Origin of the sequence: uncultured Mucilaginibacter sp. (assembly GCF_903893715.1) — a bacterium.
Taxonomy (GTDB): domain Bacteria; phylum Bacteroidota; class Bacteroidia; order Sphingobacteriales; family Sphingobacteriaceae; genus Mucilaginibacter.
Genome location: NZ_CAITNG010000082.1, coordinates 1 through 18,060 on the forward strand (window position 1 = coordinate 1; position 18,060 = coordinate 18,060).

Here is an 18,060-nt window from a genome sequence, read left to right on the forward strand (position 1 = left end):
AGTAATCGCAAACTTTCCATCAACTTTGGTTTGAGTACCAACATTGCTTCCGGCCACCTTTACGGAAACACCGGGAATGGGCTGTCCATCGTCGGCGCCGATTACAGTACCCGTAATTTTTCTGCTTTGAGCAAACACACTAAGTGTTACAAGGCTCATAAGAAGAAGGGAGAGTAAATTTTTCTTCATGTTTTGAAATTAATTTGAGTGATAAAATGAATTAGAATTGAAAATTATGCTTTTTAAGTCTATTTTTTTATCAAATTGTTTAAAAAGCGCCTGCAATTCAACTTACACCTTTTTTATGACAAAACAATGACGGTACAACCTTAGCTATTTTAATTATAACATATAGTAATAGACTATAATACATAAACCTAAATTTATAGTTCATTCTGTAAACATTGTTGAACATCAATTAAAGTATTAGCATGAAAAACACCTCCCGTCAAAAAGCCAAATACTTTTATTTTCGGATGAAAAAATTGTTGACCTTAGCATCAGGACATCCTCAACTTATAAACTTGTTATGATAAAAAACGTCACAGTAATTGGCTCCGGAACTATGGGCAATGGTATAGCCCATACCTTCGCGCAAAATGGGTATAATGTAAACCTTGTAGATGTAAATTCACAGGCTTTAGAGAAAGCGTTGCTTACCATCGAAAAAAATCTTGACAGGCAACTCAGTAAAGGCATAATAAGTGAAGCTGTTAAAATATCGACACTAAAAAACATTACAACACATACCGATATAAAGTCGGCAGTTACTAATGCAGATTTGGTAGTTGAGGCAGCTACCGAGAATATTGACCTGAAACTTAAAATATTTAAGGAAGTTGATGAGCACTCTCCTGCCACCGCTATTTTAGCATCAAATACATCATCTATCTCCATCACTAAGATTGCTTCGGTAACCGCCCGTCCCGATAAAGTAATTGGTATGCACTTTATGAACCCGGTGCCGGTAATGAAACTGGTTGAGGTAATACGTGGCTATGCCACCAGCGATGCAGTTACAGAAACCATTATGGACCTATCGCGTAAGCTGGAGAAAGCACCTGTTGAGGTGAACGATTATCCTGGCTTTGTGGCCAACCGCATTTTAATGCCTATGATAAACGAAGCTATATATACACTGTATGAAGGTGTGGCCGGTGTTGATGAAATTGATACCGTAATGAAATTAGGTATGGCCCACCCTATGGGCCCGCTGCAATTGGCCGATTTTATAGGCTTGGATGTTTGTCTGGCCATAATGCATGTGCTATATGATGGTTTTGGTAACCAAAAATATGCGCCATGCCCGCTATTGGTCAATATGGTTACTGCGGGCAGTAAAGGTGTCAAATCGGGATCGGGTTTTTACGATTATAGCAATGGTACCAAGGAACTGGTTGTTGCAGCCAAGTTTAAAAAGGTAAAATAAACTTTTTTCATTATGGTTTGTCATATAGTTATATAGCTAAAAAATGATTAACATTATGAAAACGATAGCAAAATTTGGCCTGATGATTTTGTTGGCAGGCTCATTATTTACATCATGTACTGTTCAGGGCGGATATTGGGTGCGTGAGCGTCCTGTTGAACCTGTTTACGAACGCCCCGTGGCACCTTATGACGATGCCATATGGATCGGAGGAGAATGGGAATGGCGCGGTGGCAACTATGTATACTTACGTGGTCACTATGAGCACCGTCGCGAAGGGCATGAATGGATCCCGGGCCACTGGAACAATACGCCACGTGGTTATGCCTGGGAACGCGGGCACTGGAGATAATATTTTAGTGGCAGTTTCAAGTTGCAGTAGCAGTAGGTTTTTTTCTATTTATTGTTACTGCAACTACATACTGCTACTCCCTTTTACATGCGCTCCGGTACATCTATCCCCAATAAACGCATGCTTTTATTGATAATTTTAGCGGTTGCGGCAGAAAGCGTTAGCCTGAATTGTTTGCTCTGCTCGTCCTCGGCTTGCAGGATAGATTTTTCGTGATAAAATTTATTGTAGGTTTTGGCCAGCTCGTATACATAGTTGGCGATAATAGCTGGACTATAATCTTTTGCAGCCTGAGCAATTGTTTCGGGGAATTGATTAAGTGACAAAACCAATTCCAACTCTACATCGGCCAATTCGGTAACCGTAGCTGCTTGCCCGTTTAATTCAAAGCCAGAACGTTTCAGTACCGACCGGATGCGCGCATGCGTATATTGTATAAAGGGCCCGGTATGCCCCTGAAAATCTATCGACTCATTCGGGTCGAACAGCAAACGCTTTTTAGGTTCAACTTTTAGTAGGAAGTACTTTAAAGCGCCCATACCAATCATATGGTATAATTGATTCTTGTCTGTTTCACTAAAGTCGGCTGTTTTGCCCAGGGCTTCGGTTTGTATTTTTGCTGTCTGCTCCATCTCGGCCATCAGGTCGTCGGCATCAACTACAGTACCTTCCCGGCTTTTCATTTTACCTGATGGCAGGTCCACCATGCCGTAAGACAGGTGGTATAAACCATTCGCCCAGCTTTTGCCCAGCTTTTGCAGGATGAGGAACAATACCTTAAAGTGATAGTCCTGTTCGTTACCTACCACGTATATCGATTTATCAGCATGGTATTGGTCGTACTTTAACTGAGCGGTGCCTACATCCTGGGTCATATAAACCGATGTACCGTTAGCGCGAAGTACTAACTTCTCATCCAAACCATCGGCAGTCAAATCTATCCAAACCGAGCCATCATATTTTTTATAGAAAACGCCTTTTTGTAAGCCTTCCTCAATAATATCCTTGCCCAGCAGGTAGGTTTTAGATTCGTAATAATACTGGTCAAAGTCAACGCCCAGTTGTTTATAGGTCTCAGCAAACCCAGCATATACCCAACTGTTCATGGTTTCCCAAAGGTCAATAACTTCTTTATCGCCCGCCTCCCACTTTTCGAGCATTTGCTGGGCTTCGATAATTAAGGGCGCATTCTTTTTGGCTTCGACCTCGGTTTGGCCTTGAGCCACTAATTCGGCTATCTCTTTTTTGTATTCCTGATCAAAAACAACATAATATTTCCCGACAAGGTGGTCACCTTTTAATGTTGACGACTCCGGCGTTTCGCCATGCCCGAATTTTTGCCATGCCAGCATCGATTTACAGATGTGGATACCCCTATCGTTCACCAAATTGGCTTTGATAACTTCGTAACCATTGGCTTTCAATATCTCGGCTACCGAATAACCCAACAGGTTGTTACGGATATGGCCCAAATGCAAAGGTTTGTTAGTATTTGGCGATGAATATTCCACCATCACCTTCTGCCCGTTCGGCGCAAAGTGGCCAAAACCAGACGAAGCTATTTCGGTGTACAGTTGTTTTATCCAGTAAGCATCAGTAATCACGATATTCAAAAAACCTTTGATGACGTTAAATCCCGAAACTTCAGCTACTTCGTTTTGGATAAAAGCGCCTATCTCCTGCCCTGTTTGCTCCGGCGATTTGCGCGAAAATTTCACGAAAGGAAAAGTAACTATGGTAACCTGCCCTTCAAACTCTTTACGGGTTTGCTGCAGGTTTACATCGGCGGCGGCAATATCGGCTTGGTATAATGCTTTAACGGCTTTTACGGCCGCATCAACTATAAAATTCATCGGGCAAAATTAATCAAAATGGCGATAGCTGCCAGTAATAATGTTCATCTAAAATCCAGTCTTAAACAAATTACATTCAGTACATTAAAAATCTGTTAATTATTAGGATTATTTCCATTTAAAAATTACATTTTTGCGCAAATTTTTTATTAACAATAGATGCAGAGCTACGAAGAATTTATTGACCTGAGCGTGGGTTTCCCGCAAGAAGGTTTTGAGGTGTATGATGATGAACTTTATTTTCATGACCTTAACTTAATGGAAATGATAGAAACGTATGGTACGCCCCTGCGTTTTACGTACCTGCCCATTATTTCTAAAAAAATACAACAGGCCAAACTGCTGTTTCAGCAGGCCATTGTAAAAAATAATTATCGCGGCAGCTATAAATACTGTTACTGCACCAAAAGCTCACACTTTAAGCACATTGTTGAAGAAGCCCTAAAGAACGATATTCACTTGGAGACATCATCGGCATTTGATATGCCTATGATTGATGCTTTGGAAAAAAAAGGTTTATTGAACAAGGATATGACCGTTATATGCAACGGTTTTAAAACCTTCCAATACAAAACCTATATCATCGATATGCTGCATGATGGTTTTAAAAACATCATCCCTGTATTGGATAACAAAGAGGAGTTTAATATTTACGATGACGAAGTGGAAATGGATACCCCATGTAACCTCGGCATCCGTATCGCAGCTGAAGAGCAACCTGATTCGCAATTTTACACCTCGCGTTTGGGCATCCGCATGGAAGATATTGTTGACTTCTACTACAATAAAATTGAGAAGAACCCCAACTTTAAATTAAAGCTTCTACACTTTTTCATCAACTCCGGGATATCCGACACGCCTTACTACTGGAACGAACTGGAGAAATACGTTACCCTGTATTGCAAGCTAAAAAAGATAAACCCCGATCTCGACACTTTGGACATCGGCGGCGGTATGCCTTTTAAAGATTCGCTGGTGTTCGATTTTGATTACGAATACATGGTGAACGAAATTGTGAGCCGTATCAAAGAGATTTGTGCCGAACACGATGTGATCGAACCGGATATCATTACCGAATTTGGTAAATACACCGTTGCCGAAGCTTCGGGCATTATTTATAAAGTACTGGGCCGCAAGCAACAAAATGACCGCGAACGCTGGCTGATGCTGGATGGCTCGTTCATTACCAACTTGCCTGATGTTTGGGCTTTGAACCAGAAATATGTTTTACTGCCCATTAACAATTGGGATGCTGAATACGAGCGTGTTAACCTTGGCGGGATAACTTGCGACGGACAGGATTACTACAACCAGGAAGCCCACATGAATAGTGTATTTATGCCAAAAACGCGTAAAGTGCAATACCTCGCCTTCTTCCATACCGGTGCTTATCAGGAAGTATTAAGCGGCTACGGCGGCATACATCATTGCCTGTTGCCATCGCCTAAACACGTTATCATCCGCCGCAACCGCGATGAGACCTTCAATTTTGAGGTGTTCGGCGAGGAGCAGAACAGTAAGCAGGTGTTGAAGATACTGGGCTATACAACATAGGTCTCAACCTTAGCCTAATAATTAGCGTCATTGCTGTAAGGCACGAAGCAATCTCTGCGCGATATATCTTTCGTTTTTTTTTATGAATAGTTTTGAGATAACTAAAGCCTATCAGTGAAATGCCCTTTAATTCAAATGGTAGTTATTAGTCTTTTATTATTAAAAAATAACCATGAGACTATTGTTTACTCTATTGTTTTCATTCTCAAGTATCGTGTGCTTGGCTCAAGTCGGCTTTTCTCAAAAAAGTATTATTAGTATGCCGTCGCCAGTAAGGGGCACACCTTCATTTGACAATCCGCCCAAAATTACATTAATGCCTGGCGATACGATAACTGTTTACGGAATGGAAAGCGGATATTGGAAAATCGTATATAAAGACTCATTTACGGGTTATTTGGCACCTAATTATATAAAACATGATAGCGTCCAACGTAGATATAATGCTTTTTTGGATTCGTTAAACGAATTACAATATAAAAAGATTAAAGAGAATAATATTATTGCGGCTAAACAAGCTACAGCCGACTCTTTGAATGATATCCGTGAGGCTAAAATCAGAATGACCGAATTGACTAAAAAATACGGATATAAATTGGCAAAAATGTTGGTTAACCATGTGGTTCAATTAGGTATGACAAAAGAAATGGTTAGTGAGTCTATAGGTGTCCCAACTCATATAAACCGTACTGTAAATTCATATAGTACCAGCGAGCAATGGGTTTATGAACATAGTGGAGCAAAAACTGAATTTTATTATTTTACCAATGGTAAACTAACTTCGTGGCAGGATTAATTTACGGCGGCGCCTGTAAACGTATATTTGTCGTCTTTGTTGATGTTTAACCAACAAACCAGCATATGCCTTGTTAAACTGCGATGAAAATCTACCAGCAAACTATACAACTTCGCGAACGCAAAAGAGGCTTTCACATCATTACTGCTGAGGTTATTCATACCTTGCCTCAAATCAACGAGATAAACATTGGTATCTGCCAGGTCTTCATTCAACATACATCTGCATCATTGACCATCAATGAGAATGCCGACCCAACCGTTCGTCAGGATTTTGAAATGTACTTCAACAAAACCGTTCCCGAAAACGACCCGGAATATTGCCACGACGACGAAGGCCCCGATGACATGCCTGCACACTTAAAAGCTGCTATGCTGGGCAGTTCGGTAACCATACCTATTCGCAATGGGCGGTTGGCTTTAGGCACCTGGCAAGGCATTTACTTATGCGAGCACCGCAATTATGGTGGCAACAGGAATTTGGTTATCACGGTTTGGGGCGAGTAAAAAACTATACAGCCTAGCCTGTATTTATTTAAATCTCCCGATAAACTCTCCGATTTTATTCAAATAATCCTCATTCTCCCCCAAAAACTTTACAAAAGCACTACCCACAATAGCGCCACGGTTGTACTGACAAGCCTTTTGATACGATGTCCTGTCAGCGATGCCAAAACCGACAATGGTCGGGTTCTTCAATCGCATATCTTCAATGCGTTTAAAGTACGTATCCAAGCCATCGCTCATTTTAAGGCTGTTACCGGTGATAGAGGCTGAAGACAACAGATAAATAAAACAATCGCTCAGTTCATCTATCTTACGGATGCGTTCGTCGGAGGTTTGTGGGGTTACCAGTATGATGTTGCTCAGGTTGTTATCCGCAAGGTCTTTTTTATACAAAGTCTCATATTCGTACATCGGCAGGTCGGGAATAATCAACCCATCAACACCAACTTCCGCTGCTTTTTTACAGAATTGAGCCACGCCATACTGGATTACCGGGTTAACGTAGCCCATCAGGATAATGGGGATACTTACCCGCTTACGCAGGTCAGCCAATTGCCCGAATAACACATGAAGGTCCATACCGTTATCCAAAGCAGTTTGCAAGCTATGTTGGATGGTTGGCCCATCTGCTACCGGGTCAGAGTACGGGAAACCTATCTCCAGGAAATCGGCACCGGCTTTTTCCAAAGCCTCGGCAATATCAAGCGTACTGCCCAAGCTTGGATAACCCGCTGTGTAGTATATGGATAGCAGGTCTTTTTTGCCGCTTGCGAATAAAGTTTGTAATCTGTTCATTAGTTCATTTGTCATTAGTTCATTGGTGTCATTAGTTCACCGCAATTCAATTCTTTTTCTTCTTTATGCTTTAGACCAATGACTAATGAACCAATGGCCAATGAACTAAATCAAAATCCAAAATAGTTAATATACGTCGTCAAATCCTTATCCCCACGTCCCGAAAGGCATATAATCACATTATCATCCTTCTTAAAGCTCATTTTCTCCAAATATGCTAATGCATGCGCCGTTTCAATAGCCGGGATAATGCCTTCCAGTTGCGAGCATAACAAGCCCGCCTGTAAGGCTTCGTCATCGGTAATGCTCACATACTCGGCTCGGTGTATTTTGTGCAGGTGCGCGTGTTGCGGGCCAATACCCGGGTAATCCAATCCTGCAGAAATGGAATAAGGTTCAACTACCTGCCCATCGTCAGTCTGCATCAAAATAGTACGGCTGCCATGTAACACACCTTCGCGACCAAGCGCTGTTGTAGCTGCAGAATGACCTGTATCAACACCCTTGCCAGCCGCCTCAACAGCAACCAGCTTTACAGATTCATCATCTAAAAAGTGGTAGAACATACCCATAGCATTACTGCCTCCACCAACGCAGGCCATTACATAGTCAGGGAGTTGCTTTCCGGTATGTTCGGTCAGTTGCTTTTTGGCTTCTTCGGATATAATGGATTGAAAACGTGCCACCATATCGGGATATGGGTACGGCCCTACCACCGATCCTATGATATAATGCGTATCCACCGGGTTATTTATCCAGTCGCGCATAGCCTCATTTGTCGCATCCTTCAAGGTTTTACTGCCTGATGTTGCAGGTACTACAGTTGCTCCAAGCATCTTCATACGGGCCACATTGGGGGCTTGTCGTTCAATATCCACCTCGCCCATATAAACTACACACTCAATACCTTTTAAAGCGCATACCGTAGCCGTAGCCACACCATGCTGCCCTGCGCCTGTTTCCGCAATGATGCGCTTTTTACCCAGCCTGATGGCCAGTAAAATCTGCCCGATGGCGTTATTTATTTTATGCGAGCCGGTATGGTTCAGGTCCTCACGTTTAAAAAAGATATTGGCACCGTAACGCTCCGAAAAACGTTTGGCCAAATACAATGGCGAAGGTCTGCCAACATAATCCTTCAAAAGCGATTCAAACTCGTCTTTAAAGGCCTTATCATTGGTAATAGCCATATATTGCTGGCGCAGTTCCTCAATATTGGGGTATAACATTTCGGGAATGTACGCCCCGCCAAAATCTCCGTAATAACCTAAATCGTTTACTCCGTATTTCATCTTAGTAGTTCAAATGCCTCGTTAAGGCGGTTAATATCTTTTAGCCCGGGTGCAGTTTCAAAACGGCTGTTCAAATCAACCGCGTAAAAGGCCGGGTGTTGTATTTGTTTGATGTCGGCCAGGTTATCCAGGCTCAATCCCCCGCTCAAAAAGAAAGGAACTTTTAACGTATACCGATCCAAAATCTTCCAGTTAAACGTTTGACCTGAGCCTCCATGCTTATCAGTTTTTGTATCGAACATAAAATAGTCGACCACGTTTTTATACCTTATCAACTGACTAAAGTCAAAACCGTCATCCACGCCAAAAGCTTTTATCACGATGACTTCTCCTTTAAACTCCGCGCAAAATGTTGGGCTTTCGTTTCCATGCAACTGTATCGCGTCAAACCCAAAACGGTCAATCGCTTTCCTAACATTCTCTTCTGTTTCATTTACAAAAACCCCTGTCTTGATAATGGCTTCATGAACATCTTTCAAAACATCTGGGACCAAATCCGCGATAAACCTTGGCGAGCGGTCATAACAGATAAAGCCCATAAAGTCAGGTGCCAAACCTGCTACATCGTCAATATTGACCGTACCCTTTAAACCGCAGACCTTTATTTTCATCCTTCTATCAACGTTTTAAAACTAATCAGCGCCTTTTTGCTCAACAACGAGTCTTCGGCCTCGTAAAAACAATCCCCAAAACTTTTGTTAGGTTGTAGTGTTTGTATGGCCAATGCGGCATTACACAATACCACATTAGTTTGAGCAGTGGTTGCCTCGCCAACCAAAACGCTGATAAATATATCTGCCGATTCAGGTACGGTGCTCCCTCCTGCTATTTCTTTGGGGTTCAGCTTCTCAAAACCCAGGTCGGTAATCGAATTTATCTTCTCCCCGCTTTTGCTGAAGGTTTTAAAGTCGCAGGTGAGCGACACTTCATCATAACCTTCCAAAGCGTGCAATATGGTATAGTTCTTTGCCGATTTTTGGTATAGGTAAGCATATACCCTCGCCAGTTCTAAACTAAACACACCTACAATCTGGTTTTTTGGCCTGGCGGGATTAACCAGTGGTCCCAACATATTAAAAAATGTCTTTACGCCCAATTCCCTGCGTATTGGCGCTACCGTCTTCATTGCCGGGTGGAACAGGGGCGCATGCAAAAAGCAGATGTTAGCCTCATCCAGGTTTTTTTTGAGGGTGCCTATTTCGGCAGTGAATTTATATCCCAAATATTCCATCACATTAGACGAACCACAACCCGACGACACGCCATAATTACCATGTTTAGCGACCTTATATCCCGCCCCGGCAACCACAAACGATGCCAGTGTTGATATATTGAATGTGTCCTTACCATCACCGCCGGTACCGCAAAGGTCTATCAGCTCATCTGATGGCAATTCGACCGGCAGGCATAGCTCCAGCATGGCATCACGGAAGCCTTCCAATTCATCAACGGTGATGTTACGCATACAATAGGCCGTCATAAAAGCTGCCATTTGCGAGTTATTGTATTTACCCTGTGCAATATTGGTGAGTATGTTTTTCGACTCGGCCTTGCTAAAGGTTTTATGTTCAAATAAATGGTTTAGTATCTGTTTCATTGCTTTAAAAGCTGTTACTCCAATTCGGTTAAATAAAAAAGGGCTGCCATTGGCAACCCTTTACAATATATTTATGGTTTAAACACAGGGATGCCTTACGATTAATCGTTAAGCCACCACCAATTGTTATTTAAGCCTGTTTTTCTCATTTGTGCAGCAAATATGGAAATTGTTTTTTCATAATGCAAGTATCCCTTAAATTTACGTCGATAATTTACCTATATTTAATCCCAATGGGTTTCAAAAAACAAAAGTTCAATCCCGAAAACGACCTTGGCTTTGGCACCAAGGCGGTTACAAAAAACCAGCGCTTGCTCAATCAGGATGGCTCGGTAAATGTGAAACGCAAAGGCTTGCCCTTTTTTGATACCAGCAACAATTACCATACACTCATCACCATCAGCTGGACCAAATTCTGGCTGCTGGTTTTTACCTGTTATTTTACCCTAAACCTAATTTTTGCCTCCATCTACATGGCCATCGGTGTCGATTCCCTTGCGGGTGCCGACGGCAACACCTTTTGGCAACACTTCTGGGAAGCCTTCTTTTTCTCGGCCCAAACGCTCTCAACAGTAGGTTACGGGCACATGTACCCTTCGGGCATGATGTCGAGCACGGTTTCGGCTATCGAGTCGATGATTGGCTTACTCGCTTTTGCCCTGGCAACCGGATTGTTGTACGGGCGCTTTTCGCGACCCTCGGCACGTATCAGCTACAGCAAAAATATGCTGGTGGCACCTTATCTCGACGGGCAGCAGGCTTTTATGTTCCGTCTGGCCAACCAGCGCCGCAGTACCCTCATCGACCTGCAGGTTGAAGTAAACCTGTCTTACCTCGAAGAAGTTGACGGCAAACCCATTCGGCGGTTTTTACAGCTGGAGCTGGAACGCAAACGGGTTAGCCTGTTAAGCCTCAACTGGACAGTTGTACATCCTATTGATGATAAAAGCCCCTTAAAAGACGTAAGCCACGCTGATCTGGTAAAAGCCGAGGCCACTTTCGCTGTATTGATCAAGGCTTTCGACGATACCTTTTCGCAAACCGTGCACTCGCGCACCTCTTATCAATACGATGAGATCGTCTGGGGTGCCAGGTTTAAACCCGCATTCGACCGTGATGAATCAGGGGCCATTGTGCTCGACCTTAGCCAAATCAGCGCGTATGAAAAGGTCGAACTGCCGGTTTCAGTTAAACAACTGAACTAAACATCACACAACAGAACAGCCTTTTCCAACGATGCCATCGCGTTTTCCCCTTTCGGAATAAATTCCTGTGCCACAAAACCTTTAAAGCCGGTGTTTTTGATGGCCTGCATAATGGCGGGGTAATATAGTTCCTGCGTTTCGTCGATCTCGTTACGGCCCGGCACGCCGCCGGTATGGTAATGGGCAAAGTACTGGTGGTTTTGGTTGATGGTTGCGATAATGTCCCCCTCCTCTACCTGCATATGATAAATATCGTACAGCAACTTAAAGTTTTCCGAAGCCATGCGTTTGGCCAGCTCCACGCCCCAGGGTGTTTTGTTGCAATGGTAATCCGGATGGTCCACACGGGTGTTCAACAACTCCATCACCAATACCACCCCGTATTTTTCGGCAATGGGTATCAGCGGCTTTAGACCCTCTATACAATTGGCCAGGCCCGTTTCATCGTCAATCCCATTACGGTTACCGCTAAAGCAGATCAAGTTAGTATAACCCGCTTCGGCAACTACTGGTATCTTCTTACTATAATTCTCAAACAAAGCCTTATGATATCGCTTATCATTAAATCCTTCCGTCAAACTAATCTCTGCCCCGTTACACATCGGCGAATACAGGCCATGTTTCTTCAACACCGGCCATTCGTTCGGGCCAATCAGGTCTATGCCGGTTATGCCGATGCGTTTGGCTTCAATGCACAATTGCTCCAGGGGTATATCCTGGTAGCACCAACGGCAAACAGAGTGATTAATATTTCCTTTTAACGGCACAGGTTTTTTTTTTTGGGGGGGGGGGGGGGTATTTATGGGTATATTTTATTTAAATGTGCAAATTACAAATGTGCTTATGTGCAAATGATTTCCCTTTTTCTTTAAGTCTCCCCAACAGGGGGAGATTTAGAGGGGGCTATATGGGTATCCCCAAAATATCGAATAATGAATTTTGAATAACCAATATCGAAGTCGACTTCATCGTTCGATATTGGTTATTCGGTGTTCGATATTTAAAAAACATGGGTATGTATGGGTGTTTTTTTAAATCATTAAATCAGCGTCATCACACAAATCAAAACCAATCAGCGGTCACACAAATATACGAAATTCCTAATTTAAAGCAGGATTTTCCGGAAAATTAGCGATGTGCGCGTACCGGTTTCCCAAGCTCCGTACCACATCCTTCCACAGGCCTTCCTCGTTATGGTTAAACAGGATATCGGGGTTAAATTTATCTGCCACTATCCAGGTATCTTCGTTCAGTTCATCGTCCAACTGGCCATCGCTCCAGCCGGAGTATCCTATAAAAAACTTGATCTCGTTATTGGTCAATTGGTAAGTGTTCACCAGATCGGTTACCTGTTCAAAATCGCCGCCCCAGTATATGCCGTTACCAATGGGTACGCCGCCTTCAATCTTTTCGGGGCAGCGGTGTATAAAATGCATGGTATCGTTACCCACCGGCCCGCCCCTAAACAAGGGCATCTCGGCATAACTTACTTCCGAGATAATATCGCTCAGCATCAGGTCGCTAAAGTGGTTCAACACAAAACCGATCACCCCTGCGGTGGAGTACTCGGTAATAAGGATAACCGAACGCCTGAAATTCGGATCCATCATAAATGGTTCCGATATAAGCAATCTTCCGGTATCAGGCAGTGTTGAACTCAGCATTTTTTAATAAATTCTATTAAGGCTTTAAACGCCATTTGCACATTTACTTATCTGCACATTTGCACATCCACTAATCCATCAGACTCTATAAATATACGTAGGTTACATGTAAAACAGATGAAATTACCCTATAGTTTTTTATTTTTCCTAAATCTGACACAAATCACAGAATAAGACGCCACAGATGTTTAATTTTGCAAAACATGGATAGTAAGATCATAAACAACCTAAGGACAGAGTTCACGGCTGATACGCTTTTAGAAAAAGATGTAAACAAGGACCCCATTAAACAATTCGAGAAATGGTTTAAGGAAGCCCTCGAGAAAAATAAGTATACCGCCAACACCATGACTTTGGCTACCGCCGGAACCAATGGACGCCCAACGGCACGTATTGTTTTATTGAAGGATTTCAGCACCAACGGTTTTGTGTTTTATACCAATTACCTGAGCCGCAAGGGAAAAGAACTGGCAAAAAACCCTTTGGCTGCCCTTCTATTCTTCTGGCCCGAACTGGAACGCCAGGTATCTATCGAGGGAACTGTCGAAAAAGTGAGCCGCGAAGAGTCTGAACGCTATTTTGCCACCCGCCCCAAAGGCAGCCAGATAGGCGCTATCGTATCACCGCAAAGCCAGGAGATTGACGGCCGCGAAGCATTAGAGAAAAAATGGAACGACCTTGAAGCCGTTTATGCCGATAGCGCCGTACCTAAACCCGCGCATTGGGGTGGTTATATAGTAAAGCCAACCATTATTGAGTTTTGGCAAGGCGGCACCAGCCGCCTGCACGACCGTATTGTTTACAAACGCGCCGATAAGAGCAGCTGGAAAATAGTTAGACTGGCCCCATGACCTTTGCCCAAATCAAAGCATTATTGACCCAAAAGTTTAGCCCCGAAATTATTTTGGGCGAAGAAACCACGGGCCTGCAAAGCGCCCTCATCATAGCGCCCGAAAGTATTGCTGAGGTATGCCTCGAACTGCGCGATAACCCCGAAACATATTTCGATTTCCTCTCTAACCTATCCGGTGTAGATTATGGTGCCGAGGATGGCGGCTTTGGCGTGGTTTACCACCTGGCCTCCATCCCCTACAATCTGCAATTGGTACTTAAAGTGAGCGTGACTAACGACCGCTCCCTAACAAACCTGCCCGCCTTCCCCAGCATTGCCGCCGTGTACAAGGCCGCCGACTGGCACGAACGCGAAGCCTACGATATGCTCGGCATCTTCTTCACCAACCACCCCGACATGCGCCGCATCCTCCTTCCTGACGACTGGGAAGGCTTTCCGTTGCGGAAAGATTATGTTGCCGCTGAAGAGTATAAGGGGATAAAGATTAATTGATTTATATATGAGAGGATGAAAACATTAATAGTATCAACATTACTCCTCCTGGCATTTAATTTTTCAATTAAATACTCATATGCTCAACAACATGCAGCATTTTATAAAACACAAATTATTCATATTAATGGTAAGACCATAACCCTTAAACCCGTTTCGTCTTCAACTGCCACGCAATACAGTTTTAGGTCGTCAATGCATGATGTTAAACCCGTGACTATTAAGAAGAAAAAAGGTGTTACAAAGCTAAAGTTGAGTAATGGCTCTTTTGTTACATTGAAGGACAAAGGTGTAGGAACTGACAATCCAGACCAGGAAAGCTATCAGCTACTCGGTCAAATAATGGATAAGTTTTATATCGTTTTGGCAAAATATTATGAATCAGGCGAATATTTACTGATTAATAAATATGATGGCACAGAATTAAAAATATGGGGAGAATTATATATCTCACCAGATGGGCTACATATTGCTTCATTTTCGGGATACTTAGATTATGATGAAATGCCAACGGGTATTCAATTATTTGAAATAAAAGGCGGGAAGATTCTTTTGGACTGGGAATATGAATTAAAGGATTGGCAGCCCAACAAAATTGCCTGGAAGAATAATAATACACTTGTTGTTTTGAAAGTTATACCTGAGTTTATGTCTCCATCAAAGCACGAGGTTAAGAGCTATTTAGAGTTAAGTTTTTAATGATTTGTTAATTATTCTACCCCCCCCCCGCGGTTCGTAGACTCCGTCTACGAACCCTTATGCCTGTAGTTTGCATCGATTTGATACAATTGGTTATTTTATGTAACTTTATAAGCGGATAAGAACAAGCATTTTAAAAGATGGAAACAGTATTGGTACAAATAAACAGCAACAAGGCTTACAAACTCCTGCAAGACCTTGAAGATTTGCATGTTATCAAACTTTTAAAAAAAGGTACCGAGCCTCAACAAAAACTTTCTGAAAAGTATGCGGGCAAGCTCCCTGCCGATATTGCCGATGAATTGCAAGACTACGTGACGAAAAGCCGCGAAGAATGGAACAACCGCAGTATTTAGTTGATACCAATGCCATAATTGACTACTTAGGGCAAAAGCTGCCAATTGAGGGTGTTCAATTTATGAATGAAGTAATTGATGCCATTCCAAATGTCTCAGTCATCTCGAAAATAGAATTGCTTGGTTTTAATGCCCCCGACCAATATTATCAATTGCTTGTAGGCTTGATGAACGACGCCGTCGTGCTTGACCTGACGAGCGAGATAGTAGATATTAGTATTGATATTCGTAAAAAACACCGTACCAAGCTCCCCGATGCTGTAATTGCAGCAACTGCAATTTTCTATAAATTCACACTGATATCCAGGAATATTTCTGATTTTAAGAATATCAAAGGTTTGAAAGTTGTCAATCCTTATAGCATTTAACCCCTGTTTCTACGACTACGTTAAAAAACTAACTCGTTAAATCGTCCGCCTTTTTCCAAAGAAGTCTCAACAATCCTAAAATTTATTGGCATTTAAATTAGGGTTGCGGCTGGCATTTACCTGGTAAGTGTACACCTGGTTATCATCGCTTACCTCAACTATGCGATAGCCCTTATAGTCGGTGCCCCAGTTGCCGCCGGTATGGCTATCGAAAAAGTGCGGCAGCTTATCGGTATACCGTACCCCGTCAAGCGAGTGGTCATGGCCATGGAAAACGGCCTTTATGTTCGGGTAACTGTGCAGTAGTTTTACGGTATCGGGGCAGTCTAAGAATACGGTAGCTTCTTCTTTCAGCCATTGTACCGGTGCGATGTGCAGTATCACAAATATCATTTTTTTATCGGTCAGTTTATCAAACGAAGCTTTTAAAAAGGCGTTGTCCGGGCAAACATAAACCCCTTTTGTATCCGCCGTATTGGCAAATACAAAGGCAATGTCGCCCTGCTCAATTACATACTTGTCTTCGTAGCCAAATGCTTTTTTCCAAATGGCGGTATCGGCAAAATCGTGGTTGCCGGGTATAGTATGATAAGGCACGGCTATCTTATCAAAAAAACGTTCTTTTAAAACAGGCAACAGGTCGGGGCGGTTATGCACCAGGTCGCCATTGATGATTACCCTATCCAAATGGTTGGCAGCGTGTTCCTCGTTCATCCACTTCACAATATTGGCCGCGTTTTGGTCAAAATCGGTACCCTCCTGCCCATAATGCAAATCCGAACAAATGGCGAACCTTAACTTCAGCTTTTTAGGCGCTAAGCGTTCTATACGGTCGTGCCCGGCGGCAAAAGTGTTGATAGCAGGCAGCAAGGTGATACCGGCAATCCCGGTTAATGTATTTGCGATGAATGTCCTGCGATTAGCCATAGTCTCTTTTTGAGTTAAAGATAATGCTTGAATGTTAACTAAAGGTAAACACACGCCGGCAGTCTGCGACTACCGTTTCTTCAACACACCCGTAATCTTATATTTCCAAACGGGTTGTGTTGGCTGGTTCAGCTCAATAACGTATTCAAAGTGTTTGTCCATCCAGCGTTCAAAGGTGGCAAAATCGGGGTATTGCAGGGTGGTAATATTAGGATAAAGGATAATGTCGCGGGGTTTAACGGCATCTAAGCGGTTTTGCGCTTCCAAAAAATCATATACCTTAGGCTTCATCAACCAAAGTTAAGGTAATAAGCGCATATACAAAGGGCAATACGCTATTTAGCGGTAACAAACATCATCAAAAATTCAGGCTGCGCTGTTTGCCAATAGCATAACTATAAAACTTTTTCGCCAAAAGCGTCTTGCAGGTGCTGGTCTACCTGTTTCAGTTTTTTTGCGATTACTTTGATACCGATACCCATGCCTATGGCCAACAACAGCACAATGCCGGCATTAATGGGCAGGTTAGAAGCGCTGGCTACAGGTACCGTGGGGGCGGCAAAACCCGAAGAGCAGCTTAATAATACTACAGAGAGAGTAAATAATTGTTTCATACAGGTTTGAGTTTGTTTTATCCTTTATACGAAATGAAATAGCGCATGGTTTCGTTTTTTTGAATAAAATTTATTGCTAAAATAATTTGCATTTAAAGTCCGAGTTCCGTTAATTTGAAATACTAAAATAATTAGCATAATGAAACTGGAAGCAAGCTTAAAACTGAAAGTATTTCAAAAATATATTGGCGAAAAGGTATGGGTAAAAAGCCTGCACCCTATTTATTGGGCGCAAAGCAACCAGATACTTACACTTACGGGCATTAAAGGCGATGCCTTGCAGCTTTTTAACCCCACCGACCGCACAACGGCCTGGTACACCATAAAAGATACCCGCGAACCACAATTTGAGTTTAAACTGCTGCTAAAGCCCTTAAAACAACTCACCCCCGAAATACAGGCCGTGGCACAGGCATTGCCTGCCCCGCCCTTCATTATCCAATATTATGTGGACCTGGGGTTTGATATGCCCCTGTTTTTTAAACCAGGCCACCCCGGCAACCAGCAAAACGCCTTTGAATTAGGTTTGGCCGTATATGATACGGAAGAGGCCATCATCCAAAAAACCATGGCCGCCATAAGCCCCGAAAAGCGCGAAGCCATGCGCAATTTATTGACGGAAGCTTTGGGCTAAACCCCATGCCATTAAACTTCCGGAATTTTTATATCTTCAACTTTGCTAAAAACCCTAATAATAGGCAAAGGCAG

Annotated in this window: 23 protein-coding genes; 12 read left to right on the top strand and 11 right to left on the bottom strand. The window is 42.8% G+C overall.

Features of this window, described 5'->3' with window-relative positions; all coding sequences use genetic code 11:
- Positions 1 to 189: carboxypeptidase-like regulatory domain-containing protein (locus tag QZX97_RS09710; protein WP_295664606.1), on the bottom strand; the 189-nt coding region annotated here is incomplete at its 3' end.
- A 340-nt stretch (positions 190 to 529) separates the two neighbouring features.
- On the opposite strand from QZX97_RS09710, the gene QZX97_RS09715 reads away from it, so the two are divergent.
- Both QZX97_RS09715 and QZX97_RS09720 read left to right on the top strand, forming a co-directional pair.
- Complete coding sequence (locus QZX97_RS09715) at positions 530 to 1,429, top strand: 3-hydroxybutyryl-CoA dehydrogenase (RefSeq protein ID WP_363152278.1); 900 nt, start codon at positions 530 to 532, stop codon at positions 1,427 to 1,429.
- Between the two features lie 55 nt (positions 1,430 to 1,484).
- A complete protein-coding gene (locus QZX97_RS09720) occupies positions 1,485 to 1,781 on the top strand; it encodes a hypothetical protein (RefSeq protein WP_295652185.1) in 297 nt (98 codons plus the stop codon).
- Positions 1,782 to 1,864: 83 nt separating this feature from the next.
- Here QZX97_RS09720 and argS read toward each other — a convergent pair whose 3' ends face one another.
- Complete coding sequence (gene argS, locus QZX97_RS09725) at positions 1,865 to 3,634, bottom strand: arginine--tRNA ligase (protein ID WP_295652187.1); 1,770 nt, start codon at positions 3,632 to 3,634, stop codon at positions 1,865 to 1,867.
- 159 nt (positions 3,635 to 3,793) lie between these two features.
- Here argS and QZX97_RS09730 point away from each other — a divergent pair, with 159 nt between their 5' ends.
- The 3 genes from QZX97_RS09730 to QZX97_RS09740 all read left to right on the top strand — a co-directional run bounded on the left by QZX97_RS09730 (position 3,794) and on the right by QZX97_RS09740 (position 6,490).
- Positions 3,794 to 5,188, top strand: a complete 1,395-nt coding sequence (locus tag QZX97_RS09730; RefSeq protein ID WP_295652189.1) for an arginine decarboxylase — start codon at positions 3,794 to 3,796, stop codon at positions 5,186 to 5,188.
- Between the two features lie 172 nt (positions 5,189 to 5,360).
- Entirely contained in the window at positions 5,361 to 5,984 is a 624-nt protein-coding gene (locus QZX97_RS09735; RefSeq protein WP_295664607.1) for an SH3 domain-containing protein, read from the top strand.
- An 83-nt stretch (positions 5,985 to 6,067) separates the two neighbouring features.
- On the top strand, positions 6,068 to 6,490 hold the full coding sequence (locus tag QZX97_RS09740) for a secondary thiamine-phosphate synthase enzyme YjbQ (protein ID WP_295652194.1): 423 nt from the start codon (positions 6,068 to 6,070) through the stop codon (positions 6,488 to 6,490).
- A gap of 24 nt (positions 6,491 to 6,514) precedes the next feature.
- Here QZX97_RS09740 and trpA read toward each other — a convergent pair whose 3' ends face one another.
- The 4 genes from trpA to trpD form a co-directional block, all read right to left on the bottom strand.
- Positions 6,515 to 7,285, bottom strand: a complete 771-nt coding sequence (trpA, locus tag QZX97_RS09745; protein ID WP_295664608.1) for a tryptophan synthase subunit alpha — start codon at positions 7,283 to 7,285, stop codon at positions 6,515 to 6,517.
- Between the two features lie 110 nt (positions 7,286 to 7,395).
- Positions 7,396 to 8,577, bottom strand: a complete 1,182-nt coding sequence (trpB, locus tag QZX97_RS09750) for a tryptophan synthase subunit beta (RefSeq protein WP_295652197.1) — start codon at positions 8,575 to 8,577, stop codon at positions 7,396 to 7,398.
- Positions 8,574 to 9,188: a phosphoribosylanthranilate isomerase gene (locus QZX97_RS09755; RefSeq protein ID WP_295652199.1), complete on the bottom strand. Its 615-nt coding sequence runs from the start codon at positions 9,186 to 9,188 to the stop codon at positions 8,574 to 8,576. The genes trpB and QZX97_RS09755 overlap by 4 nt, the downstream gene beginning before the upstream one ends.
- The gene (trpD, locus tag QZX97_RS09760; RefSeq protein ID WP_295652201.1) at positions 9,185 to 10,174 is read right to left on the bottom strand and encodes an anthranilate phosphoribosyltransferase; all 990 of its coding nucleotides are present in this window, start codon (positions 10,172 to 10,174) and stop codon (positions 9,185 to 9,187) included. The genes QZX97_RS09755 and trpD overlap by 4 nt, the downstream gene beginning before the upstream one ends.
- Before the next feature lie 233 nt (positions 10,175 to 10,407).
- On the opposite strand from trpD, the gene QZX97_RS09765 reads away from it, so the two are divergent.
- Positions 10,408 to 11,379, top strand: coding sequence for an ion channel (locus tag QZX97_RS09765; protein ID WP_295652202.1), 972 nt, complete (start codon positions 10,408 to 10,410; stop codon positions 11,377 to 11,379).
- Here QZX97_RS09765 and QZX97_RS09770 read toward each other — a convergent pair.
- Together QZX97_RS09770 and QZX97_RS09775 are read right to left on the bottom strand one after the other, a co-directional pair.
- Complete coding sequence (locus QZX97_RS09770) at positions 11,376 to 12,146, bottom strand: TIM barrel protein (protein WP_295652204.1); 771 nt, start codon at positions 12,144 to 12,146, stop codon at positions 11,376 to 11,378. The genes QZX97_RS09765 and QZX97_RS09770 overlap by 4 nt on opposite strands.
- Before the next feature lie 333 nt (positions 12,147 to 12,479).
- Positions 12,480 to 13,043: a YqgE/AlgH family protein gene (locus tag QZX97_RS09775; RefSeq protein ID WP_295652206.1), complete on the bottom strand. Its 564-nt coding sequence runs from the start codon at positions 13,041 to 13,043 to the stop codon at positions 12,480 to 12,482.
- Between the two features lie 203 nt (positions 13,044 to 13,246).
- On the opposite strand from QZX97_RS09775, the gene pdxH reads away from it, so the two are divergent.
- The 5 genes from pdxH to QZX97_RS09800 all read left to right on the top strand — a co-directional run bounded on the left by pdxH (position 13,247) and on the right by QZX97_RS09800 (position 15,811).
- Positions 13,247 to 13,894, top strand: coding sequence for a pyridoxamine 5'-phosphate oxidase (gene pdxH / locus QZX97_RS09780; protein ID WP_295652208.1), 648 nt, complete (start codon positions 13,247 to 13,249; stop codon positions 13,892 to 13,894).
- A complete protein-coding gene (locus QZX97_RS09785; RefSeq protein WP_295652209.1) occupies positions 13,891 to 14,388 on the top strand; it encodes an NADH-quinone oxidoreductase subunit C in 498 nt (165 codons plus the stop codon). Before pdxH ends, QZX97_RS09785 begins: the two co-directional genes overlap by 4 nt.
- A gap of 15 nt (positions 14,389 to 14,403) precedes the next feature.
- Positions 14,404 to 15,087, top strand: coding sequence for a hypothetical protein (locus tag QZX97_RS09790; RefSeq protein ID WP_295652211.1), 684 nt, complete (start codon positions 14,404 to 14,406; stop codon positions 15,085 to 15,087).
- A 140-nt stretch (positions 15,088 to 15,227) separates the two neighbouring features.
- Positions 15,228 to 15,443 carry a hypothetical protein gene (locus QZX97_RS09795; RefSeq protein WP_295652213.1) on the top strand — a complete coding sequence of 72 codons (216 nt, stop codon included), beginning with the start codon at positions 15,228 to 15,230 and terminating at the stop codon, positions 15,441 to 15,443.
- The gene (locus tag QZX97_RS09800) at positions 15,422 to 15,811 is read left to right on the top strand and encodes a type II toxin-antitoxin system VapC family toxin (protein ID WP_295652215.1); all 390 of its coding nucleotides are present in this window, start codon (positions 15,422 to 15,424) and stop codon (positions 15,809 to 15,811) included. Before QZX97_RS09795 ends, QZX97_RS09800 begins: the two co-directional genes overlap by 22 nt.
- Positions 15,812 to 15,886: 75 nt before the next feature.
- Here QZX97_RS09800 and QZX97_RS09805 read toward each other — a convergent pair whose 3' ends face one another.
- The 3 genes from QZX97_RS09805 to QZX97_RS09815 form a co-directional block, all read right to left on the bottom strand.
- Positions 15,887 to 16,738: a metallophosphoesterase gene (locus tag QZX97_RS09805; protein WP_295652217.1), complete on the bottom strand. Its 852-nt coding sequence runs from the start codon at positions 16,736 to 16,738 to the stop codon at positions 15,887 to 15,889.
- Between the two features lie 69 nt (positions 16,739 to 16,807).
- On the bottom strand, positions 16,808 to 17,029 hold the full coding sequence (locus QZX97_RS09810) for a hypothetical protein (protein WP_295652218.1): 222 nt from the start codon (positions 17,027 to 17,029) through the stop codon (positions 16,808 to 16,810).
- 104 nt (positions 17,030 to 17,133) lie between these two features.
- On the bottom strand, positions 17,134 to 17,352 hold the full coding sequence (locus QZX97_RS09815) for a hypothetical protein (RefSeq protein ID WP_295652219.1): 219 nt from the start codon (positions 17,350 to 17,352) through the stop codon (positions 17,134 to 17,136).
- Between the two features lie 139 nt (positions 17,353 to 17,491).
- Here QZX97_RS09815 and QZX97_RS09820 point away from each other — a divergent pair, with 139 nt between their 5' ends.
- Positions 17,492 to 17,986 carry a hypothetical protein gene (locus QZX97_RS09820; RefSeq protein WP_295652221.1) on the top strand — a complete coding sequence of 165 codons (495 nt, stop codon included), beginning with the start codon at positions 17,492 to 17,494 and terminating at the stop codon, positions 17,984 to 17,986.
- Positions 17,987 to 18,060: the final 74 nt, after the last annotated feature.